Source organism: Streptomyces sp. NPDC026206, from assembly GCF_040638465.1.
Taxonomy (GTDB): domain Bacteria; phylum Actinomycetota; class Actinomycetes; order Streptomycetales; family Streptomycetaceae; genus Streptomyces.
Window position 1 is genome coordinate 148,854 of the sequence record NZ_JBEZYL010000001.1, and the last position, 17,394, is coordinate 166,247.

A 17,394-nucleotide genomic window follows, 5' to 3' on the forward strand; every position below is an offset into this window, starting at 1 on the left:
CGTGCCTGCGAGCCCCTGCCTCGCGCTCGCGGCTGGCGTCGCGCCCCCGGATACGTCGCTGCTCCACCGGCCTCTGCCCGGCGAGCCCCCCCCGGCCTCTGCCCGCGAGCCCCCCCGGCCTCAGTCCTGCGTGCTCAGCAAGGGCCGGAGCTGCTTGGGCAGGTGGTTCTCGCAGGCCTGGCGGGAGGTCTGGGTGAGGGCGTCGTCGACGCAGGTGTAGTACTCGCGGTAGACGATGTGGAAGGCGAAGGTCGCGGCGACGATGGCCAGGGCGAGGCCGCCGGTGACGAGGCCGCTGACGGCTGCCGTCGTCTGGGGGCGGAAGCCGCCCGGCGGCAGGGGCGGGGCGGGGATGTCCGGGTCCTGGGGGCGGGGCCGGGCCTTCGCGCGCAGGGAGCTGATGCCCCAGTAGACGGAGAGGGCGCCCAGCAGCAGGGCCACCTGCGGGATGCTGAAGAGGGCGAAGAAGAACCCCCACATGCCCGCGAGCAGCGCATAGCGGGCGCGGCGCTGGGCCGGGTCCGTGGGGTCCCAGCGCAGGCCGCCGCTCGGGCCGCCGGGGCCGCCCGAGGGGTTCGGGCCCCCGGGCCCACCGCCCTGGCCGCCGCCGAAGCCGCCGTTGTGCCGGCCGGGCTGCCGGCTGCTCCACTGGCTGCCCCAGACCGGAGGCTGCTCGTCCGGACCGTCGTTGCCGCCCTCGCCCTCGCCCTCGCCGTCCCCGGAAGGCCGCTGCGGCTGCTGGGGCTGCCGTGGCTGCCAGGGCCGGTCGGGCCGGCCCTTCGGCGGTGCGGCGAAGGGGTTGTCCCGCTGCTCCTCGGCAGGGGAGGGCGACGGCGACCGGCGCTCGCGCAGCGCAGGGGCCGCGGCGGGCAGCGAAAGGCGGTGAGCCGCGTGGCGGCGTCGGTCCGGCATGTGGAGTGTGTCTTCCCCTTGTGTCGTCGTCCTGCACATCGAGCCTACGGCGGAGCGTCCCGAATTCCCGCCTCGCCGGGTCCGGTCCCGACGCTACCTCCCGTGCGCGCCCCCGTCCCGTGGGGGCGGTTCGGTGTGCCGGTATCGTTGCTGGCGGTCGGCGGCTTCGTAGAGTCCCCCGTATCCGGCGACCCCTTCGTCTTGTACGACCATACAAACCGCTCCACCCGCGAGAAAGGGCCCCGCCGTGGCCGCCCCTGCCCGCCCCGCCCGCATCGTCGTGCTCGTCTCCGGTTCCGGTACGAACCTGCAGGCCCTGCTGGACGCCATCGCCGCCGACCCCGACGGTTACGGCGCCCGCGTCGTGGCCGTCGGCGCCGACCGGGACGGCATCGCCGGGCTGGAGCGCGCCGAGCGCGCGGGACTGCCGACGTTCGTGTGCCGGGTGAAGGACCACCCCGGCCGCGAGGCATGGGACCTGGCGCTGGCGGAGGCGACGGCGGAGTACGAGCCCGACCTGGTCGTCTCGGCGGGCTTTATGAAGATCGTGGGGAAGGAATTCCTCGCGCGGTTCGGCGGGCGGATCGTCAATACGCACCCCGCCCTGCTCCCCAGCTTTCCCGGCGCCCACGGCGTCCGCGACGCGCTCGCGTACGGCGTGAAGGTCACCGGGTGCACCGTCCATTTCGTCGACAACGGCGTCGACACCGGCCCGGTCATCGCCCAGGGCGTGGTCGAGGTGGGGGACGAGGACGACGAAGCCGCTCTCCATGAGCGGATCAAGGAAGTCGAGCGACAGCTGCTCGTCGAAGTCGTGGGCCGTCTGGCCCGGCACGGCTATCGCATTGAGGGACGAAAGGTACGGATCTCGTGACCGCCGAAGGTACGACCTCCGAAGGTTCGAAGCGGCCCATCCGCCGCGCGCTGATCAGCGTCTACGACAAGAGCGGGCTGGAAGAGCTGGCCCGCGGGCTCGACGACGCCGGCGTCGAGCTCGTCTCCACCGGTTCCACGGCCGCCCGCATCGCGGCCGCCGGCGTCCCGGTCACCAAGGTGGAGGAGCTGACCGGCTTCCCCGAGTGCCTGGACGGCCGGGTGAAGACCCTGCACCCGCGCGTGCACGCCGGCATCCTCGCCGACCAGCGCCTGGCCGCCCACCGCGAGCAGCTCGACGAACTGGGCGTGCGCCCGTTCGAGCTCGTGATCGTCAACCTCTACCCGTTCCGTGAGACCGTCGCCTCGGGGGCCTCGCCCGACGAGTGCGTCGAGCAGATCGACATCGGCGGCCCCTCCATGGTCCGCGCCGCCGCCAAGAACCACCCCTCCGTGGCCGTGGTCGTCAACCCCGGCCGCTACGACGACGTGCTCAAGGCCGTCGCGGACGGCGGCTTCGACCTCGCCGCGCGCAAGCGACTGGCCGCCGAAGCGTTCCGGCACACCGCCGCGTACGACGTCGCGGTGGCCAACTGGTTCGCGGCCGACTACGCCGCCGACGAGGAGGGCAAGGGCTTCCCGGCCTTCTCCGGCGCCACCTACGAGCGCAAGAACGTGCTGCGCTACGGCGAGAACCCGCACCAGCCCGCCGCCCTGTACGTCAGCGGGAGCGGCGGCCTCGCGGACGCCGAGCAGCTGCACGGCAAGGAGATGTCGTACAACAACTACGTCGACACCGAGGCCGCCCGCCGCGCCGCGCACGACCACGGCGACCAGCCCTGCGTCGCGATCATCAAGCACGCCAACCCGTGCGGCATCGCGGTCGCCGGCGATGTCGCGGAGGCGCACCGCAAGGCGCACGCCTGCGACCCGCTGTCCGCCTTCGGCGGCGTGATCGCCGTCAACCGCCCGGTGTCGGTGGCGATGGCCGAGCAGGTCGCCGAGATCTTCACCGAGGTCATCGTCGCCCCGGGCTACGAGGACGGCGCCGTCGAGGTGCTGGCCCGCAAGAAGAACATCCGGGTGCTGCGCTGCCCCGACGCGCCGGACCAGCCGCTGGAGGGCCGTCCGATCGAGGGCGGCATGCTGCTCCAGGCCAAGGACCGGATGCAGGCCGAGGGCGACGACCCGGCCAACTGGACGCTCGCCACGGGCGAGGCGCTGTCCGCGGCGGAGCTGGCCGAGCTGGCGTTCGCGTGGCGGGCCTGCCGCTCGGTGAAGTCCAACGCGATCCTGCTGGCCAAGGACCGCGCGACCGTCGGCGTGGGCATGGGCCAGGTCAACCGCGTCGACTCCGCCAAGCTGGCCGTCCAGCGCGCGGGCGAGGAGCGCGCCCGGGGCTCGTACGCCGCCTCCGACGCCTTCTTCCCCTTCCCGGACGGGCTGGAGGTGCTGACCGCCGCCGGCGTCAAGGCCGTGGTCCAGCCGGGCGGTTCGGTCCGTGACGAGCAGGTCGTGGAGGCCGCGAAGGCGGCGGGCGTGACGATGTACTTCACCGGTACGCGCCACTTCTTCCACTGACGTGTGACCGTGTGACCGTGCGCACGCGAAGGCCGCGCCCCGGTAGACGGGGCGCGGCCTGGTGTGCGACGTACTCAGCGCGTCCGGACGACGACCGTGCCGACCATCTTGTCGGCGAACGTCTGCTTCTTCTCGTCCCACAGCGGCCACAGGTAGCCGAGGTAGAGGAAGCCGTCGAAGAAGTGGCACAGCTGACGGACGAACGCCATGCCGAAGCCGGTGGGCATGCCGTCGCGCTCGCGCAGGACACTGATGCCCAGGGCCTTCTTGCCCGGGGTCTGGCCGGTCTTCCCCTGCCGGTAGAGCGTCCAGAGCTGGAGCACGAGGGCGGTGAGCACGCCGATCAGCATCAGCGCCGCACCGCCGTACATCGTGCCCGTCGACTGCTCGCAGTACCCCCGGCTGTCCTCGTACGACGAGCAGTCGCTGTACGCGAACAACATCATGAACAGGCCCGCGGACATCAGGGCCAGCGGGAGCACCGCGCAGATGAGCCCGTCGACCAGGCTCGCGCCCACGCGCGAGCCCCAGCCCGCCAGCGGCGGCCGCTGCTGCACGGCGGCGTACGGATCCTGCCCGTAGCCCTGCTGCCCGTAGCCGTACGGCTGCTGCTGCGGGAACTGCGGATAGGCCTGACCGGGCTGCTGCGGGTGGCCGTACCCCGGCTGCTGGGGGTAAGGCGGGTACTGCCCGGGCGGGTTCGGGTAGGTCACGTGCGTCGGTCCTTTGAGCGGTGGCGCGAAACATGCGGGGACGGCCGCGGCTGTCACCGTGGCGGCGGTCATCGTAGGCATACGGTCGTACCGCCGTTGTACGCGAGCAGGCAGGGCGCGACCGGTGACGGGCGCGACCTGAGTGGAACCAACAACACCCGATCCGCGAGGATGGACACATGACCGCCCAGATTCTCGATGGCAAGGCCACCGCGGCCGCCATCAAGTCCGAACTCACCGCTCGCGTGGAGGCACTGAAGGCCAAGGGCGTCACGCCCGGCCTGGGCACGCTCCTCGTCGGCGAAGACCCCGGCAGCAAGTGGTACGTGGCCGGAAAGCACCGTGACTGCGCGCAGGTCGGCATCGGCTCGATCCAGCGCGAGCTGCCCGACACCGCCACGCAGGAGGAGATCGAGGCGGTCGTCCGCGAGCTGAACGACGACCCTGCCTGCACGGGCTACATCGTCCAACTGCCGCTGCCCAAGGGAATCGACACCAACCGCGTCCTGGAGCTGATCGACCCGGCCAAGGACGCCGACGGCCTGCACCCGACGAACCTGGGCCGCCTCGTGCTGAACGAGAAGGCGCCGCTGCCCTGCACGCCCAACGGCATCGTCGAGCTGCTGCGCCGGCACGGCGTGGAGATCAACGGCGCGCACGTCGTGGTCGTCGGCCGCGGCGTCACCGTCGGCCGCTCCATCGGCCTGCTGCTGACCCGCAAGTCCGAGAACGCCACCGTCACCCTCTGCCACACCGGCACCCGTGATCTCTCCGCACAGCTGCGCCAGGCCGACATCATCGTCGCGGCCGCGGGCGTCGCCCACCTGATCAAGCCGCAGGACGTGAAGCCGGGCGCGGCCGTCCTGGACGTCGGCGTCAGCCGTGACGAGAACGGCAAGATCGTCGGGGATGTCCACCCGGGCGTCGCCGAGGTCGCCGGCTGGATCGCCCCCAACCCGGGCGGCGTGGGCCCGATGACGCGGGCGGAGCTGCTGGTGAACGTCGTGGAGGCCGCCGAGGGCGCTGCCGGAATCGGCGATGCGGGCTGAGTCCGGCGCGCCGCTGGACGGCTTCGCCGCATCGGGGAGCGGCGCGTCGGGGAACGGTGCGTCGGGGAACGGTGAGTCCGGGAGCGGTGAGTCCGGGAGCGGTGCGTCCGGGAGTGGCGCGTCGGGAAACGGTGCGTCCGGGAGCAGTGCGTCCGGGAGCAGTGCGTCGGAAAACGGTGCGTCGGGAAACGGCGCGTCGCCGCCCGGGCCGGAGGCCGGGGCGGGGTCCGGCAAGCCCTCGCGCCGCCCGCCGCGGCTCACGCGGGACACCGCCCGCCCCGAGGGCGGCGGGCGCGCCGCGCCCGGTGACGCGCCGGCGCCCGCTCGTCAGTGGCCCCTGCTCGCGGTGCTGGGGGCCACCGGCCTGGGCCTGCTGATCGTGGCGTTCGACGCGTTCCGGGTGGGGACGATCCTGGTCGGGCTGGCCATGATCGGCGGCGCGGTGCTGCGCTGGGCGCTGCCGGACGTGGGCATGCTGGCCGTGCGGTCGCGGTTCACCGACATGTTCACGTACGGCGGGCTGGGGCTCGCGATCGTTCTGCTCGCCCTGATGGCCCAGCCGCACCCGTGGCTGAAGATCCCCTTCCTCGATGACCTGCTGCACTTCACCGTGCAGTAGGCGGGACCGTGCAGTAGACCGAACCCTGCCGTGGACCGAACCGCGCAGTGGGACGAGGTGCGTCGCGGGGGTGCCTCTCCGTGCGGAGGCCGTGGAGTAGCTTGAAATCGAGATGCGTCTTCCCCGCCTCCCGGGCCGCCCTTCCACGGGCTCCCCGGGGCGGGGGAGGCGGCCCTGCCTTCCGGCGGGGGGACCCCCAGCTGTGCGAGAGGGACGTTCCGGCTCATGACCAAGATCAAGGTTGCCCACCCCATCGTCGAGCTCGACGGCGACGAGATGACCCGAATCATCTGGTCCTTCATCAAGAACAAGCTGATCCTGCCGTATCTCGACGTCGAGCTGAAGTACTTCGACCTCGGCATCGAGCACCGCGACGCCACCCGCGACCAGGTGACGGTCGACGCGGCCAACGCCATCAAGGAGCACGGCGTCGGCGTCAAGTGCGCCACGATCACGCCGGACGAGGCGCGGGTGGAGGAGTTCGGCCTCAAGGCGATGTACCGCTCGCCGAACGGCACCATCCGCAACATCCTCGGCGGCGTGATCTTCCGCGAGCCGATCATCATGAACAACGTGCCGCGCCTGGTCCCGGGCTGGACCGAGCCGATCGTCGTCGGCCGTCACGCCTTCGGCGACCAGTACCGCGCGACCGACCTCAAGGTGCCGGGCGAGGGCACGCTCACCATGACCTTCACCCCGAAGGACGGCTCCGAGCCGGTCGAGCTGGAGGTCTACGAATTCCCGGGCCCCGGCGTCGCGCTGGCGATGTACAACCTCGACGAGTCGATCCGCGACTTCGCGCGCGCCTCGTTCCGTTACGGCCTGGCCCGTGACCTCCCCGTCTACATGTCCACCAAGAACACGATCCTCAAGAAGTACGACGGCCGCTTCAAGGACATCTTCCAGGAGGTCTTCGACGCCGAGTTCAAGGCCGGCTTCGACGCCAAGGGCCTGACCTACGAGCACCGCTTGATCGACGACATGGTCGCCTCGGCGCTGAAGTGGGCGGGCGGTTATGTCTGGGCCTGCAAGAACTACGACGGTGACGTCCAGTCCGACACCGTCGCGCAGGGCTTCGGCTCCCTGGGCCTGATGACCTCGGTCCTCATGTCTCCCGACGGCAGGACCGTCGAGGCGGAGGCCGCGCACGGCACGGTCACCCGCCACTACCGCCGGCACCAGCAGGGCAAGGCGACGTCGACCAACCCGATCGCCTCCATCTTCGCCTGGACCCGGGGCCTGGCCCACCGCGGCGAGCTGGACGGCACCCCCGAGGTCACGAGGTTCGCGCAGACCCTGGAGCGGGTCTGCGTCGAGACCGTCGAGAGCGGCCAGATGACCAAGGACCTGGCCCTGCTGATCGGCCCCGAGCAGCCGTGGCTCACGACCGAGCAGTTCCTGACGGCTCTCGACGAGAACCTGCGGGCGAAGATGGCCGCGTAGGCGTTCCGCTCCGGCCGGACGCGTGTGACGGCCGCACGTGTGACGGCCGCACGCGTGTGACGGCCGCACCTGTGTGACAGCAGCCCGTCCTCTCCCCCGTGAGAGGACGGGCCGCCCGCGGCCGCGGCGCTCAGCCCCCCCTTGAGCGCCGCGGTGGTCGGCGTCAGCGGATGGACATGGTCACCTGGGCGTCATAGCCGTTGTGCCAGCCGGAGCGCTCGCCCCGGACGTCGTTCCCCTTGGGGCAGGCCTTGTACGTCTTGCTCCAATTGCCGATCTTCACTGTGCCGTAGACGCACTTGCCGTCGGCCTTCTTGTCGTACACCCAGATCTGGGTGCTGGACTGCCATGTGCCGTGGTTGTTGCGCCGGCACTCGATGTAGGCGACAGCGCCGCGGTCCGAGGGGACGGTGATGCTGTCCTGCCGGCAGCTCTGGGACGCGGCACCCGTGGACGCCGGGGCGGCGCTCGCCGCAGGCGCCACGGCGAGCCCGCCGCCGAGAGCCAGTGTCGCCGTCGCGAGGGCGAAGCTCTTGCGTACGTTCATGAGTTCGGGTTCCTTCCCTGGTGGTGGTGCGGCGACGCGGGGTGGACCGCGTCGCCGCCCGGCTTGCAGGACTGACTTTGATGCGCCACATCCGCAACTGCCAGGCGATCGCGGCAGGTTGGGTCATCGTGGGACGCCCCACGCCGTGACCTGCGGGGACACGGGGTCCTGCGACGCCGTGGTGGGACGGTGCGGCAGTGCGGGGGTGGCCGGAAGTCGCAGCCGCCGCCGGAATCGACGCAAATCCGTGCCCGCGCGTCGCCATCATGTGCGGCACAGGAGGCTCGTTGCCTCGGGGGATGTTTGACGCGTATGGGGTGGAACATGCCGCGTTGGAAGGAATTACCCGCATCGCTGGACCAGCGAGTGCGGCAGCTGATCGTGCAGCTCAGAAGACTGAAGGACCACAGCGGGCTCAGCCTCGCCTCGCTGGCGGCCAAGACCTCCTACAGCCGCTCGTCCTGGGAGCGGTATTTCAACGGCAAGCAGCTGCCGCCGCGCGACGCGGTCGAGGAGCTGGCACGGGTGTGCGGCGCGGACCCGACCCGCCTGCTGGTGCTCCACGAGGTCGCGGCGGAGGCATGGACGGACGCGCCCGGCCCTGCCGGGGAGGAGGAACGGGAGGAGGACGCCCCCGTACGGGACAGGCCGCGGCGGACGGTCCTGGTGCTCGCCGCGGCGGTGGTCGCCCTGTCGGCGGCCCTGGTCGTCACCCTGCTGACCACCCGGCCCTGGCAGGACGACGACCACGGGTCCCATGACGCCGGTGTCGGCAACGCACAGAGCCCGTTCGTCTTCATGCAGGGCCGCGCCCGCCCGTGCGACATCCAGCGCAGGGAGGGGGAGCTGCGCGCGGGGTACAGCGCGACCCACACCACGCTGATGGACCTCAAGTCCTCGGGCTGGGAGGTCCTGGAGGCGCAGTGCCTGCTCAAGTACCACGGCTTCGACCCGGGCACTCCCGACGGCTCCTACGGCGAGCGGTCGAAGAAGGCGGCCAAGGACTTCCAGAAGGACCGCGGCCTGGTGGTCGACGGCGTCGTCGGCCCGGACACCTGGGGGGAGCTGCGCCGGTGAGCGGTGGACGGCTCCTTCCGGGGGAGTGCGCCCGGCTGGCCGCCGGACTGCGGGAGCTGAAGGGCCGCACGGGACTGAGCCTGGCCGCGCTGGGCGAGCGCACGCCGTACAGCAAGTCGTCCTGGGAGCGCTACCTCAACGGTAAGAAGCTGCCACCCAGGCAGGCGGTCGAGGCGCTGTGCAGGCTGGCGGGGGAGCCCGCCGGGCGGCTGGTGGCGCTGTGGGAGCTGGCGGAGCAGGCCTGGAGCGGACGGTCCGGGGCCGCGCCCCCGCCCACATCCCCGTCCCCGTCCCCGTCCCCGTCCACGCCCGCGACCGGGTCCCGGACCGCGAACGTGAACGTGAACGCGAACGCGGAAGCGGACACGGACGGGGCCGCCGGGGGCGGCCCGCCGGAGGAGGCGCGGGGGCCGGGGCTGCGGAAGGTGTTCGGCCGTTCCGGCAGGCTGCTGGTGATGTCCGCCGCCGTCGCGGTCGCGGTGGCCCTCGCCGTGGTGCTGCTCCTGCCGGGCGGCCGTGGTGCCTCCGGCGGGCGCACGCCCGGCAACCTCGCCGCCACCTCGCCGTACCCGCAGAAGCAGGTACCCGGCTGTGCGGGGAGCGAGTGCGACGGTGCCCATGCCCTGGACATGGGGTGCGGCCTGCCGGAACCGTTGACGATCTTCAGTCGTAGGGCGGCCGGGGGGCAGCGGGTCCAGCTCCGGTACAGCAAGGACTGCGCCGCCGTGTGGGGCCGGATCACGAACCCGCGCATCGGCGACCAGGCCGAGCTGCTGGTGCCGGGTGCCGCCGCCAAGGTGGTGACGGCCGGCAGCCCGCGGGACATCGAGGGCTATCTGGCGACCCCGATGACGGTGACCAAGGACGTCCGCAGCGCCCGGGTCTGCCTGCGTCCCGCCGGCGGAGGTGAGCGCGAGTGCTTCGCGGTGCCCTCGTCCTTGGTGCTGCCCCCGGGCGCGACGTGATGGATCAACGGTCCGTGACACCCGCGTAGGGAGCATGCACATGGGTAGTAAGCGGCTGGAGCGAGCCGGCGGCCGGTCCTCCACCCCCGTGGGAGGACGGGCCGCCGCTCAGGTCGATGATCATGGCCGTCCTCTCCCGGATCAAGGACCCGTGAGCCCCTGTGGCGCGCGCGTGACCGTTCCGGTACGGGGTCCCCTTTCCGCATCAAGTCGACATCAAGGTCGACATCAAGTCGGCCGGCCGCACCCGGGGCGTGCGCCCCACGGGCTTGATCAACCCCAAGTGCGACCATGCGCCTCCCCCTTGGGAACTGACATGCTGGTTCCGGGCATCCTCCTGGGTAGTCGGAAGCGAGGCTGTGGAGGGGAAGCGCGGCGAGACGGGGACGACGACCGTACGTACCGGGGGACAGGGGGAGGACATGCCTCGTTGGAGGGCGCTGCCGGAGGAACTCGACCCACAGGTGCGTGAGTTCGCCGAACAGCTGCGCAGACTCGTCGAACGCAGCGGGATGGGCATCGCCGCCGTGGCCGACCGTACCGGCTACAGCAAGACGTCCTGGGAGCGCTATCTCAACGGCCGGCTGCTGCCCCCGCGCGGCGCGGCCGAGGCGCTGGCGGAGGCGACGGGCACCGACGTCGGCCACCTCGGCACGATGTGGGAGCTGGCCGAGCGGGCGTGGAGCCGCTCGGAGCTGCGGCACGACGTGACGATGGAGGCCGTCCGGGTCGCCGAGGCGCGCGCCGCCCTGGGCGGGTCCGGCCCGCCGCCGGACCCGCCCGGGCGGCCGGAAGCGCAGGTGAAGGCGGGCGCGGCACGGGAGGCGGGCGGGAAGGTCCGTACCGTGCTGCGCAGCGACGGGGTCCTGCCGAGGACCGGCCTGCCCCGGCCGCCGGACTCACCCGACGTGCGCTCCAAGGCCATCCCCTTCCAGGGCGACGGTGACCCGCGCCGTTCGCGCCGCAACACCGCGCTGTTCGCCGTCGGCGCCGTGGGCGCCCTCTTCGTCGCCGGCGCCGCCGTGCTGCTGCTCGGCACGGGCGGCGAGGAGGGCAGGATCGCACCAGGGGCCGTCGCCACGCCGAGCGTGAGCAGCGCGGCCGCGGCGCCCGCCGGGGTGAAGTGCACCGGGAGCGCGTGCGCGGGCAAGGATCCGGAGGAGACGGGCTGCGGTGGCAAGCACGCCACGACGGCCGGCTCGGTGACGGTCGGCACCGCGTATCTGGAGGTCCGCTACAGCAAGGTGTGCGGCGCCGCCTGGGCCCGCATCACCCAGGCCGTTCCCGGGGACGCGCTGCGCATGAGCGGCGCGGGCGCGGGGGCCCGTACGGAGAGCGCCCGGGTCGAGCGGGGGACGGACGGGCACACCCGGATGGTCGCCGTGACGGAGCCGGGGCAGGCGTCGGCGTGCGCGACGCTGACGTCCGGCCGCAAGGGGTGCACGCGGCCGCGTGCGTCGGCCCCGGCGGAGCCGGGGCCCACCGGCTGAGGGTGCGTCGGCGGGGGCGGCGCGGGCCCGGTGGGGCGACGGTGAGGCGTCCCACACCGGGTCGGGGGTTCTCGGGGTGCCCGGTCGGATAGCCTGACGCCGGATCTCTTGACACCAAGAGAGATCCTCATAAATGGGCAGGGACACCCACCTCAGTTCGCAGCAGGAGACCGCCATGACCCGCACTCCCGTCAATGTCACCGTTACCGGCGCGGCCGGTCAGATCGGCTACGCGCTGCTCTTCCGCATCGCCTCCGGTCACCTCCTCGGCGCGGACGTGCCGGTCAAGCTGCGCCTGCTGGAGATCCCGCAGGGCCTGAAGGCCGCCGAGGGCACCGCGATGGAGCTCGACGACTGCGCCTTCCCGCTGCTGCGCGGCATCGAGATCACCGACGACCCGAACGTCGGCTTCGACGGTGCGAACGTGGCCCTCCTCGTCGGCGCCCGCCCGCGCACCAAGGGCATGGAGCGCGGCGACCTGCTGGAGGCCAACGGCGGCATCTTCAAGCCGCAGGGCAAGGCCATCAACGACCACGCCGCGGACGACATCAAGGTCCTCGTCGTCGGCAACCCGGCCAACACCAACGCGCTCATCGCGCAGGCCGCGGCCCCGGACGTGCCGGCCGAGCGCTTCACCGCGATGACCCGCCTGGACCACAACCGCGCGCTGTCGCAGCTGTCGAAGAAGACCGGCGTCCCGGTCTCCGAGATCAAGAAGCTGACGATCTGGGGCAACCACTCCGCCACCCAGTACCCGGACATCTTCCACGCCGAGGTCGCCGGCAAGAACGCCGCCGAGGTCGTGAACGACGAGCAGTGGCTGGCGGACGACTTCATCCCGACCGTCGCCAAGCGCGGTGCCGCGATCATCGAGGCCCGTGGCGCGTCCTCGGCCGCCTCGGCCGCCAACGCCGCCATCGACCACGTCCACACCTGGGTCAACGGCACCGCCGCGGGCGACTGGACCTCCATGGGCATCCCCTCGGACGGCTCCTACGGCGTCCCCGAGGGCCTCATCTCGTCCTTCCCGGTCACCGTCAAGGACGGTACGTACGAGATCGTCCAGGGTCTGGAGATCAACGACTTCTCGCGCGCCCGCATCGACGCCTCGGTGCAGGAGCTGGCGGAGGAGCGCGAGGCCGTGCGCGCGCTCGGTCTGCTCTGACCTGATTCGCCTCGTCCGAGGCGTCTTGCCCGGCCTCTCGGCCGGCCGTTGTCGCACGGGTGTGCCCCGGTACACCCGTGCGCGGCGATTTCAGGCCCGTCATCCGCCTCCGACCGGGGTCGACGACGGGCCTTCCGGCTTATTCTGAGGTCTTCCGAAATTACGTCAACTCATGTAATTCGCAGATGAGTTCGACGGATCGGGGGACCGAAATGAGTCAGTCCGCTCAAGACTCCCCGACAGAGGCCACCCGGTTACTCTGCGCGGGGACCTACCTCGACATCGACTTCCGCCGCCGGGTCATCGAAGAGCTGGTGGAACACGAGGAAAGACCCATCGCCCCCTCGCTGGGCGTGGACGTGGTGCCGGTGCTCACCCACGCACTGCGCGCCCGTGGCCAGGACACCCTGACCGCGTTACTGCTGCTCGCCCTCTGGGCGGGCTTCTTCGCCGTCGACATCGCCTCCGCCCCCGAGGGAGCGGAAGCGCCGGTGCCCATCTGGTCGACCGCGTACGCCGTCGTCTGCCTCGTCCACTGGGGCGCGTACGCCGCCGCCGGGCGCGGCTCGGCCGCCTACGTCGTCGACAAACGCACCCTCCGCCAGGCCCTGCGGGGCAGCGGCGCCCTGCGCGCCCTGCGCTTCCTGATGCCCGTGGGCGTGCCCGCACTGACGATCGCGTACTGGGTGTTCACCTTCTGGGCGCTGAGCCAGGGCGCGAACAACTGGGTCGGCATCATCTTCCCGCTGCTGCTGGCGGTGCCCGTCTGGATGCACCGCGCCCGCGTCGCGGCCGTGATGCGCGAGGAGCTGGGCCGGGACGCCTTCGAGCACCTGCCCCGGCCCTTCCCGGCCTCCGACTACCACCGGCGCATCGCCCGGGCCATCGACCGCGAGCAGTACGCGGGGCTGACCATCTACGACCCGTCACGGCCGTTCATCGGCATGGGCTTCCCCTACGAGCCCTGGTCGTTCGCCCTGGAGCTCAAGCGGCGCAAGGGGATGGACGACGGCCCCGTGGGCGGCGTCGCGCCGTTCACCGGCCGGACGATCGTGGAGCTGATCCGGCCCCGGCTGGAGGCCCTGCGGGAGGCCGCCGGTGCGACCAGCCGGGACCGGCTGAAGGACCTGGAGATCGAGGAGTTCGTCTACCTGCCGGTCGGCCCGCAGCGGCCCACGGTGGCCTACGACGACCACACCGTCCGCCGCCACCTGGCCGAGTCCGTCAACGAGGGCGGCGAGGCCCGCCGCTACTTCCTGCGCGTGCGCGTCGGTGCCTGGGACGAACAGGTCGTCGTCTCCGTGCTGGTCCGCGTCCACACCCAGGGCGGCATGCTGGTCCTGGAGGTCGTACCGCACGTCCTGACCCCGGTCCGGCCGGAGTTCCGGGCGGTCGACGTCATCGCGGCACGCGGTGAGGACGACCTGCTGCGCGACGGCGTACGGGCGCTGCTGACCGCGCCCGCCGCCGGGTTCGCGGCAGCGGTCTCCACCGTCCGCTCGGCCGTCTCCGGCTTCCGCACCTGGCTCGCCGACCCACGGCGTGCCGTGCCGGACGGGCCGGCCCACTCGGTACGGGAACTGGCGGCGGCCAAGGACATCTCGCTGTTCCAGGAGATGGACGTCAGCCGTTACGTGAAGACGGTCCAGGACCGGATCGCCAGCGGGGTCCGGGACGCGCTGCGCTCCCAGGGCTATGAGACCGACCAGTTCGAGCAGCAGATCGTCCAGATCAGCGAGGGCGGCATCTACATCGGCTCGATGAGCGGCGGCGCGGTGGCCCAGGGCACGGGCGCCGAGGCCAAGCACCTGACAGGAAGCGGGGGACGATGACGGAGCAACGAGGCAGCGACGGCGCGGACGACGCCGGCCGCAGGGGCGGCGGCGGCATGTTCATCGGCCGGATGACCGGCGGCGCGGCCGCCTCCGGCAAGGGCTCAAGGGCCGAGGACCGCTCGGAGCGCGCCGGCCGGCTCGCGCAGGCCGGGCCGCCCGCGCCGGTGAGCGTGCCGGACGGACTGCGGGTCCCGGACGACGGCGGCATGGCCGTCCTCGACATGAGCGGCGGCGCCGTGGCCGCCGGCGAGAACGCCGAGGCGCTCGACACCTCACGGCAGCTGCTGTCCGTCACACCGGAGCTGCTGGAGGCCGTCCGCGAGCTGCGCCTGGACCTGCCCCGGCTCGCCCGTACCGAGGAGCGCGACGCCCTTGCCGCGGAGCTGAGCGGCCTGGAGGACGACGCCCGGCAGGACGGGCGGACCCGCTCCGGCCGGCTGACGCACCTGCGCGAGCTGCTCACCGGTGGCGCGACGGTGGCCGGAGGACTCGCGTCCGCCGTCGCCGTCGTCCAGGCGATCAGCCAGTTAGTGGCCTGAGGCGGCGAGCGGCATGAACTACTGGGACGCCGACCTGCAGAAGTGGGTGGCCGAACCGCCACCCGGACAGCGGCCCCCGCCCCCCGCTCCCGGGGAGCCGGGCCACCCCGACGACTCCACCGGCCCCGAGGTGGTCCTCGGGCCGCCGCCCCCGCCCGGCCTGCCGCCCGCCGGGCCCTCGCACGCCTCGATCCTCGCCGGGGTACTGGCCGGCGTGGTGCTGGCGGGCGGCATCGGGACCGGCATCTGGGCGCTGGTACGGGATGACGACCCGGCAGCGGGCGGTCAGGGGGCCGGGCCCACCGCCCCGGTGACCCCCGGCCCCACCGATACCTCCGGCGCGAGCTCGGGGACCTCGGGCAGCGCCGGGACCTCCGGGGGCTACACCTACGCCCCCCGGCCCACGCCCAGCACCCTGGCGGGCACGGGCTTCCCCTCCCGTTTCGTACGGACCCGGGACCCCGCGGGCTTCCGCCTGGACGTACCGGTGGGCTGGCTGCGCAGCACGGAGCGCACCAGCGTCTTCTACCGGTCCCCGGACGACAGGAGCATGGTCCAGGTCTTCGTCCTGGACCCGCCGAGGTCCACGCCGTACGACTCGCTGGTGGAGACCGGGACGTACGTCTCGCAGTACAGCGGCTACCGCAAGCTCCGGCTCGCCGCTGTCAGCGGGCCGGGCAACGCCGCCGAGCTGGAGTACACCTACACGCTGCCCGACCACACCACCCGGCACGTGGTCATCCACGCCTACACCGCGCCCGACCGGAAGCAGTACGCGCTGCTGGTGGCCGGGCCCTCGTCCGACCGGCTCGCGTCGGCACAGGTCCTGCGGGCCCTGGTGGACTCGTTCTGTCCCACGTCCTCCTGCACGAGCTGACCCGCGGGGGGCAACGCTGAGTGACTCGGGTCACTCTTTGTGAAGAAGGAGGCATAGGTTGCCGCCTTCTGGTTATGGGCGTCCCGTTGCCGGTCCGGCCGTCGTGCCGCCCGGTGACGGGACTGTTCAGAACCGGAAGGCAGAGAGCGATGTCGTCAGTCGAGACCATCCACGTCGACGGGGTGTGGCGTGGCGCCGCGTCCGGCGCGCAGCGGGAGGTACTCGACCCCGCCGACGCCACCACCCTCGCAATCGTGTCCGAGGGCGGTGCGGACGACACCGACGCGGCCGTGGCCGCCGCCCGCCGCGCGTTCGACGGGGGCGCCGGCACCTGGCCGCGCACACCCGTGGCCGAGCGGGCCGCACTGCTGCGGCGGGTGGCCGAGCTGCTGCAGCGCGACCGCGAGGACATCGCGCTGACCGAGAGCCGGGACACCGGCAAGACCCTCGAAGAGGGCCGGATCGACGTCGACTGCGTGAGCGACGCCTTCCGCTACTTCGCCGACCTGGTGATCAACGAGGGCGGCGGGCGCGTGGTGGACGCGGGCTCCGCGGACATCCACAGCGTGGTCGTGCACGAGCCGGTCGGCGTCTGCGCGCTGATCACCCCCTGGAACTACCCCCTGCTGCAGGCGAGCTGGAAGGTCGCCCCGGCGCTGGCCGCGGGCAACACCTTCGTCATCAAGCCCAGCGAGGTCACCCCGCTGTCGACCGTGCACCTGATACGGCTGCTGGCCGAGGCGGGGCTGCCCGACGGCGTCGCCAACCTCGTCACCGGGGCCGGCGACCCCGTCGGCGCCCGGCTCGCCGAGCACCCCGACGTGGACCTCGTCTCCTTCACCGGCGGCCTCGCCAGCGGCACCAAGGTGGCCGCGGCCGCCGCGCCCACCGTCAAGAAGGTGGCCCTCGAACTCGGCGGCAAGAACCCCAACGTCGTCTTCGCCGACGCCTGTGCCACCGACGAGGACTTCGACACGGCCGTCGACCAGGCCCTCAACGCCGCCTTCATCCACAGCGGCCAGGTCTGCTCGGCCGGCTCCCGGCTCATCATCGAGGAGTCGGTGCGCGACCGCTTCGTCTCCGAACTCGCCCGCCGCGCCGAGCGGATCAAGCTCGGGCGCGGCACCGGGAAGGGCGTCGAGTGCGGGCCGCTGGTCTCCGCACAGCAGCTCGCCAAGATCGAGGCGTACGTCGCCTCCGCGCTCGCCGAGGGTGCGGCCCTGCGCTGCGGCGGCAGCCGGCCGAAGCCCGGCGACGTCCGCCCGGGGACCGGTTACTTCTACGCGCCCACCGTCCTGGACCTGTGCCACGGCGAGATGAGGGTCGTGCGTGAGGAGACCTTCGGGCCCATCCTCACCGTCGAGACCTTCCACACCGAGGACGAGGCCGTGGCGCTGGCCAACGACACCGAGTACGGGCTCGCGGGCGCCGTCTGGACGAAGGACGCCGGGCGGGCGCGGCGCGTGGCCGGGCGGATGCGCCACGGCACGGTGTGGATCAACGACTACCACCCGTACCTCCCGCAGGCCGAATGGGGAGGCTTCGGCAAGTCCGGAGTCGGCCGGGAACTGGGTCCCACAGGCCTTGCCGAGTACCGCGAGGCCAAGCACATTTACCAGAACCTGGACCCGAAGCCGGTGCGCTGGTTCGCGGGCTGAGGCCCGGCGCCCGTCCGTACCCGTCCGCTCGTCAGCGAAGAACATTCCTTG

16 protein-coding genes are annotated in these 17,394 nt (G+C 72.4%); 13 read left to right on the forward strand and 3 right to left on the reverse strand.

Going from position 1 to position 17,394, the window contains the following annotated elements:
- Positions 1-120: 120 nt before the first annotated feature.
- Positions 121-912 carry a hypothetical protein gene (locus tag AB0F13_RS00670; RefSeq protein WP_362072864.1) on the reverse strand — a complete coding sequence of 264 codons (792 nt, stop codon included), beginning with the start codon at positions 910-912 and terminating at the stop codon, positions 121-123.
- Between the two features lie 247 nt (positions 913-1,159).
- On the opposite strand from AB0F13_RS00670, the gene purN reads away from it, so the two are divergent.
- On the forward strand, positions 1,160-1,786 hold the full coding sequence (purN, locus tag AB0F13_RS00675; RefSeq protein ID WP_362072867.1) for a phosphoribosylglycinamide formyltransferase: 627 nt from the start codon (positions 1,160-1,162) through the stop codon (positions 1,784-1,786).
- Positions 1,783-3,366, forward strand: coding sequence for a bifunctional phosphoribosylaminoimidazolecarboxamide formyltransferase/IMP cyclohydrolase (purH, locus tag AB0F13_RS00680; RefSeq protein ID WP_362072870.1), 1,584 nt, complete (start codon positions 1,783-1,785; stop codon positions 3,364-3,366). The genes purN and purH overlap by 4 nt, the downstream gene beginning before the upstream one ends.
- A 74-nt stretch (positions 3,367-3,440) precedes the next feature.
- On the opposite strand, the gene AB0F13_RS00685 is transcribed toward purH, so the two are convergent.
- Positions 3,441-4,079 (reverse strand): RDD family protein, encoded by a 639-nt coding sequence (locus AB0F13_RS00685; protein WP_362072873.1) that lies wholly within the window; start codon positions 4,077-4,079, stop codon positions 3,441-3,443.
- Between the two features lie 179 nt (positions 4,080-4,258).
- Between AB0F13_RS00685 and AB0F13_RS00690 the strand changes: the two genes are divergently transcribed.
- From AB0F13_RS00690 to AB0F13_RS00700, 3 genes are all read left to right on the forward strand, one after another.
- Positions 4,259-5,128 carry a bifunctional methylenetetrahydrofolate dehydrogenase/methenyltetrahydrofolate cyclohydrolase gene (locus AB0F13_RS00690; protein ID WP_362072876.1) on the forward strand — a complete coding sequence of 290 codons (870 nt, stop codon included), beginning with the start codon at positions 4,259-4,261 and terminating at the stop codon, positions 5,126-5,128.
- A complete protein-coding gene (locus AB0F13_RS00695) occupies positions 5,118-5,747 on the forward strand; it encodes a DUF3017 domain-containing protein (protein WP_362072879.1) in 630 nt (209 codons plus the stop codon). The genes AB0F13_RS00690 and AB0F13_RS00695 overlap by 11 nt, the downstream gene beginning before the upstream one ends.
- Before the next feature lie 225 nt (positions 5,748-5,972).
- Complete coding sequence (locus AB0F13_RS00700; protein ID WP_362072882.1) at positions 5,973-7,190, forward strand: NADP-dependent isocitrate dehydrogenase; 1,218 nt, start codon at positions 5,973-5,975, stop codon at positions 7,188-7,190.
- A gap of 163 nt (positions 7,191-7,353) precedes the next feature.
- Here the strand turns inward: AB0F13_RS00700 and AB0F13_RS00705 are convergent, their stop codons facing one another.
- Positions 7,354-7,737: a hypothetical protein gene (locus AB0F13_RS00705; RefSeq protein ID WP_362072885.1), complete on the reverse strand. Its 384-nt coding sequence runs from the start codon at positions 7,735-7,737 to the stop codon at positions 7,354-7,356.
- A 324-nt stretch (positions 7,738-8,061) separates the two neighbouring features.
- Here AB0F13_RS00705 and AB0F13_RS00710 point away from each other — a divergent pair, with 324 nt between their 5' ends.
- The 8 genes from AB0F13_RS00710 to AB0F13_RS00745 all read left to right on the forward strand — a co-directional run bounded on the left by AB0F13_RS00710 (position 8,062) and on the right by AB0F13_RS00745 (position 17,343).
- A complete protein-coding gene (locus AB0F13_RS00710) occupies positions 8,062-8,814 on the forward strand; it encodes a helix-turn-helix domain-containing protein (RefSeq protein WP_362072888.1) in 753 nt (250 codons plus the stop codon).
- On the forward strand, positions 8,811-9,779 hold the full coding sequence (locus tag AB0F13_RS00715) for a helix-turn-helix domain-containing protein (RefSeq protein ID WP_362072891.1): 969 nt from the start codon (positions 8,811-8,813) through the stop codon (positions 9,777-9,779). Before AB0F13_RS00710 ends, AB0F13_RS00715 begins: the two co-directional genes overlap by 4 nt.
- Before the next feature lie 422 nt (positions 9,780-10,201).
- Positions 10,202-11,269 (forward strand): DUF2690 domain-containing protein, encoded by a 1,068-nt coding sequence (locus AB0F13_RS00720; RefSeq protein WP_362072894.1) that lies wholly within the window; start codon positions 10,202-10,204, stop codon positions 11,267-11,269.
- 175 nt (positions 11,270-11,444) lie between these two features.
- Entirely contained in the window at positions 11,445-12,434 is a 990-nt protein-coding gene (locus AB0F13_RS00725; RefSeq protein WP_362072897.1) for a malate dehydrogenase, read from the forward strand.
- A 212-nt stretch (positions 12,435-12,646) separates the two neighbouring features.
- Positions 12,647-14,266 (forward strand): hypothetical protein, encoded by a 1,620-nt coding sequence (locus tag AB0F13_RS00730; RefSeq protein ID WP_362072900.1) that lies wholly within the window; start codon positions 12,647-12,649, stop codon positions 14,264-14,266.
- Positions 14,263-14,808 carry a hypothetical protein gene (locus AB0F13_RS00735; protein ID WP_362072902.1) on the forward strand — a complete coding sequence of 182 codons (546 nt, stop codon included), beginning with the start codon at positions 14,263-14,265 and terminating at the stop codon, positions 14,806-14,808. The genes AB0F13_RS00730 and AB0F13_RS00735 overlap by 4 nt, the downstream gene beginning before the upstream one ends.
- Positions 14,809-14,821: 13 nt before the next feature.
- Positions 14,822-15,685, forward strand: coding sequence for a hypothetical protein (locus AB0F13_RS00740; protein ID WP_362072905.1), 864 nt, complete (start codon positions 14,822-14,824; stop codon positions 15,683-15,685).
- Between the two features lie 149 nt (positions 15,686-15,834).
- Positions 15,835-17,343, forward strand: coding sequence for an aldehyde dehydrogenase family protein (locus AB0F13_RS00745; protein WP_362072908.1), 1,509 nt, complete (start codon positions 15,835-15,837; stop codon positions 17,341-17,343).
- The last annotated feature ends 51 nt before the right edge of the window (positions 17,344-17,394 follow it).

What these genes read in the sequence shown, in the direction of transcription:
- AB0F13_RS00670 (WP_362072864.1), bottom strand. Translation starts at nt 912, where the DNA reads ATGCCGGACCGACGCCGCCACGCGGCTCACCGCCTTTCGCTGCCCGCC.
- AB0F13_RS00690 (WP_362072876.1), top strand. Translation starts at nt 4,259, where the DNA reads ATGACCGCCCAGATTCTCGATGGCAAGGCCACCGCGGCCGCCATCAAG.
- AB0F13_RS00695 (WP_362072879.1), top strand. Translation starts at nt 5,118, where the DNA reads ATGCGGGCTGAGTCCGGCGCGCCGCTGGACGGCTTCGCCGCATCGGGG.
- AB0F13_RS00700 (WP_362072882.1), top strand. Translation starts at nt 5,973, where the DNA reads ATGACCAAGATCAAGGTTGCCCACCCCATCGTCGAGCTCGACGGCGAC.
- AB0F13_RS00705 (WP_362072885.1), bottom strand. Translation starts at nt 7,737, where the DNA reads ATGAACGTACGCAAGAGCTTCGCCCTCGCGACGGCGACACTGGCTCTC.
- AB0F13_RS00710 (WP_362072888.1), top strand. Translation starts at nt 8,062, where the DNA reads ATGCCGCGTTGGAAGGAATTACCCGCATCGCTGGACCAGCGAGTGCGG.
- AB0F13_RS00720 (WP_362072894.1), top strand. Translation starts at nt 10,202, where the DNA reads ATGCCTCGTTGGAGGGCGCTGCCGGAGGAACTCGACCCACAGGTGCGT.
- AB0F13_RS00725 (WP_362072897.1), top strand. Translation starts at nt 11,445, where the DNA reads ATGACCCGCACTCCCGTCAATGTCACCGTTACCGGCGCGGCCGGTCAG.
- AB0F13_RS00730 (WP_362072900.1), top strand. Translation starts at nt 12,647, where the DNA reads ATGAGTCAGTCCGCTCAAGACTCCCCGACAGAGGCCACCCGGTTACTC.
- AB0F13_RS00735 (WP_362072902.1), top strand. Translation starts at nt 14,263, where the DNA reads ATGACGGAGCAACGAGGCAGCGACGGCGCGGACGACGCCGGCCGCAGG.
- AB0F13_RS00740 (WP_362072905.1), top strand. Translation starts at nt 14,822, where the DNA reads ATGAACTACTGGGACGCCGACCTGCAGAAGTGGGTGGCCGAACCGCCA.
- AB0F13_RS00745 (WP_362072908.1), top strand. Translation starts at nt 15,835, where the DNA reads ATGTCGTCAGTCGAGACCATCCACGTCGACGGGGTGTGGCGTGGCGCC.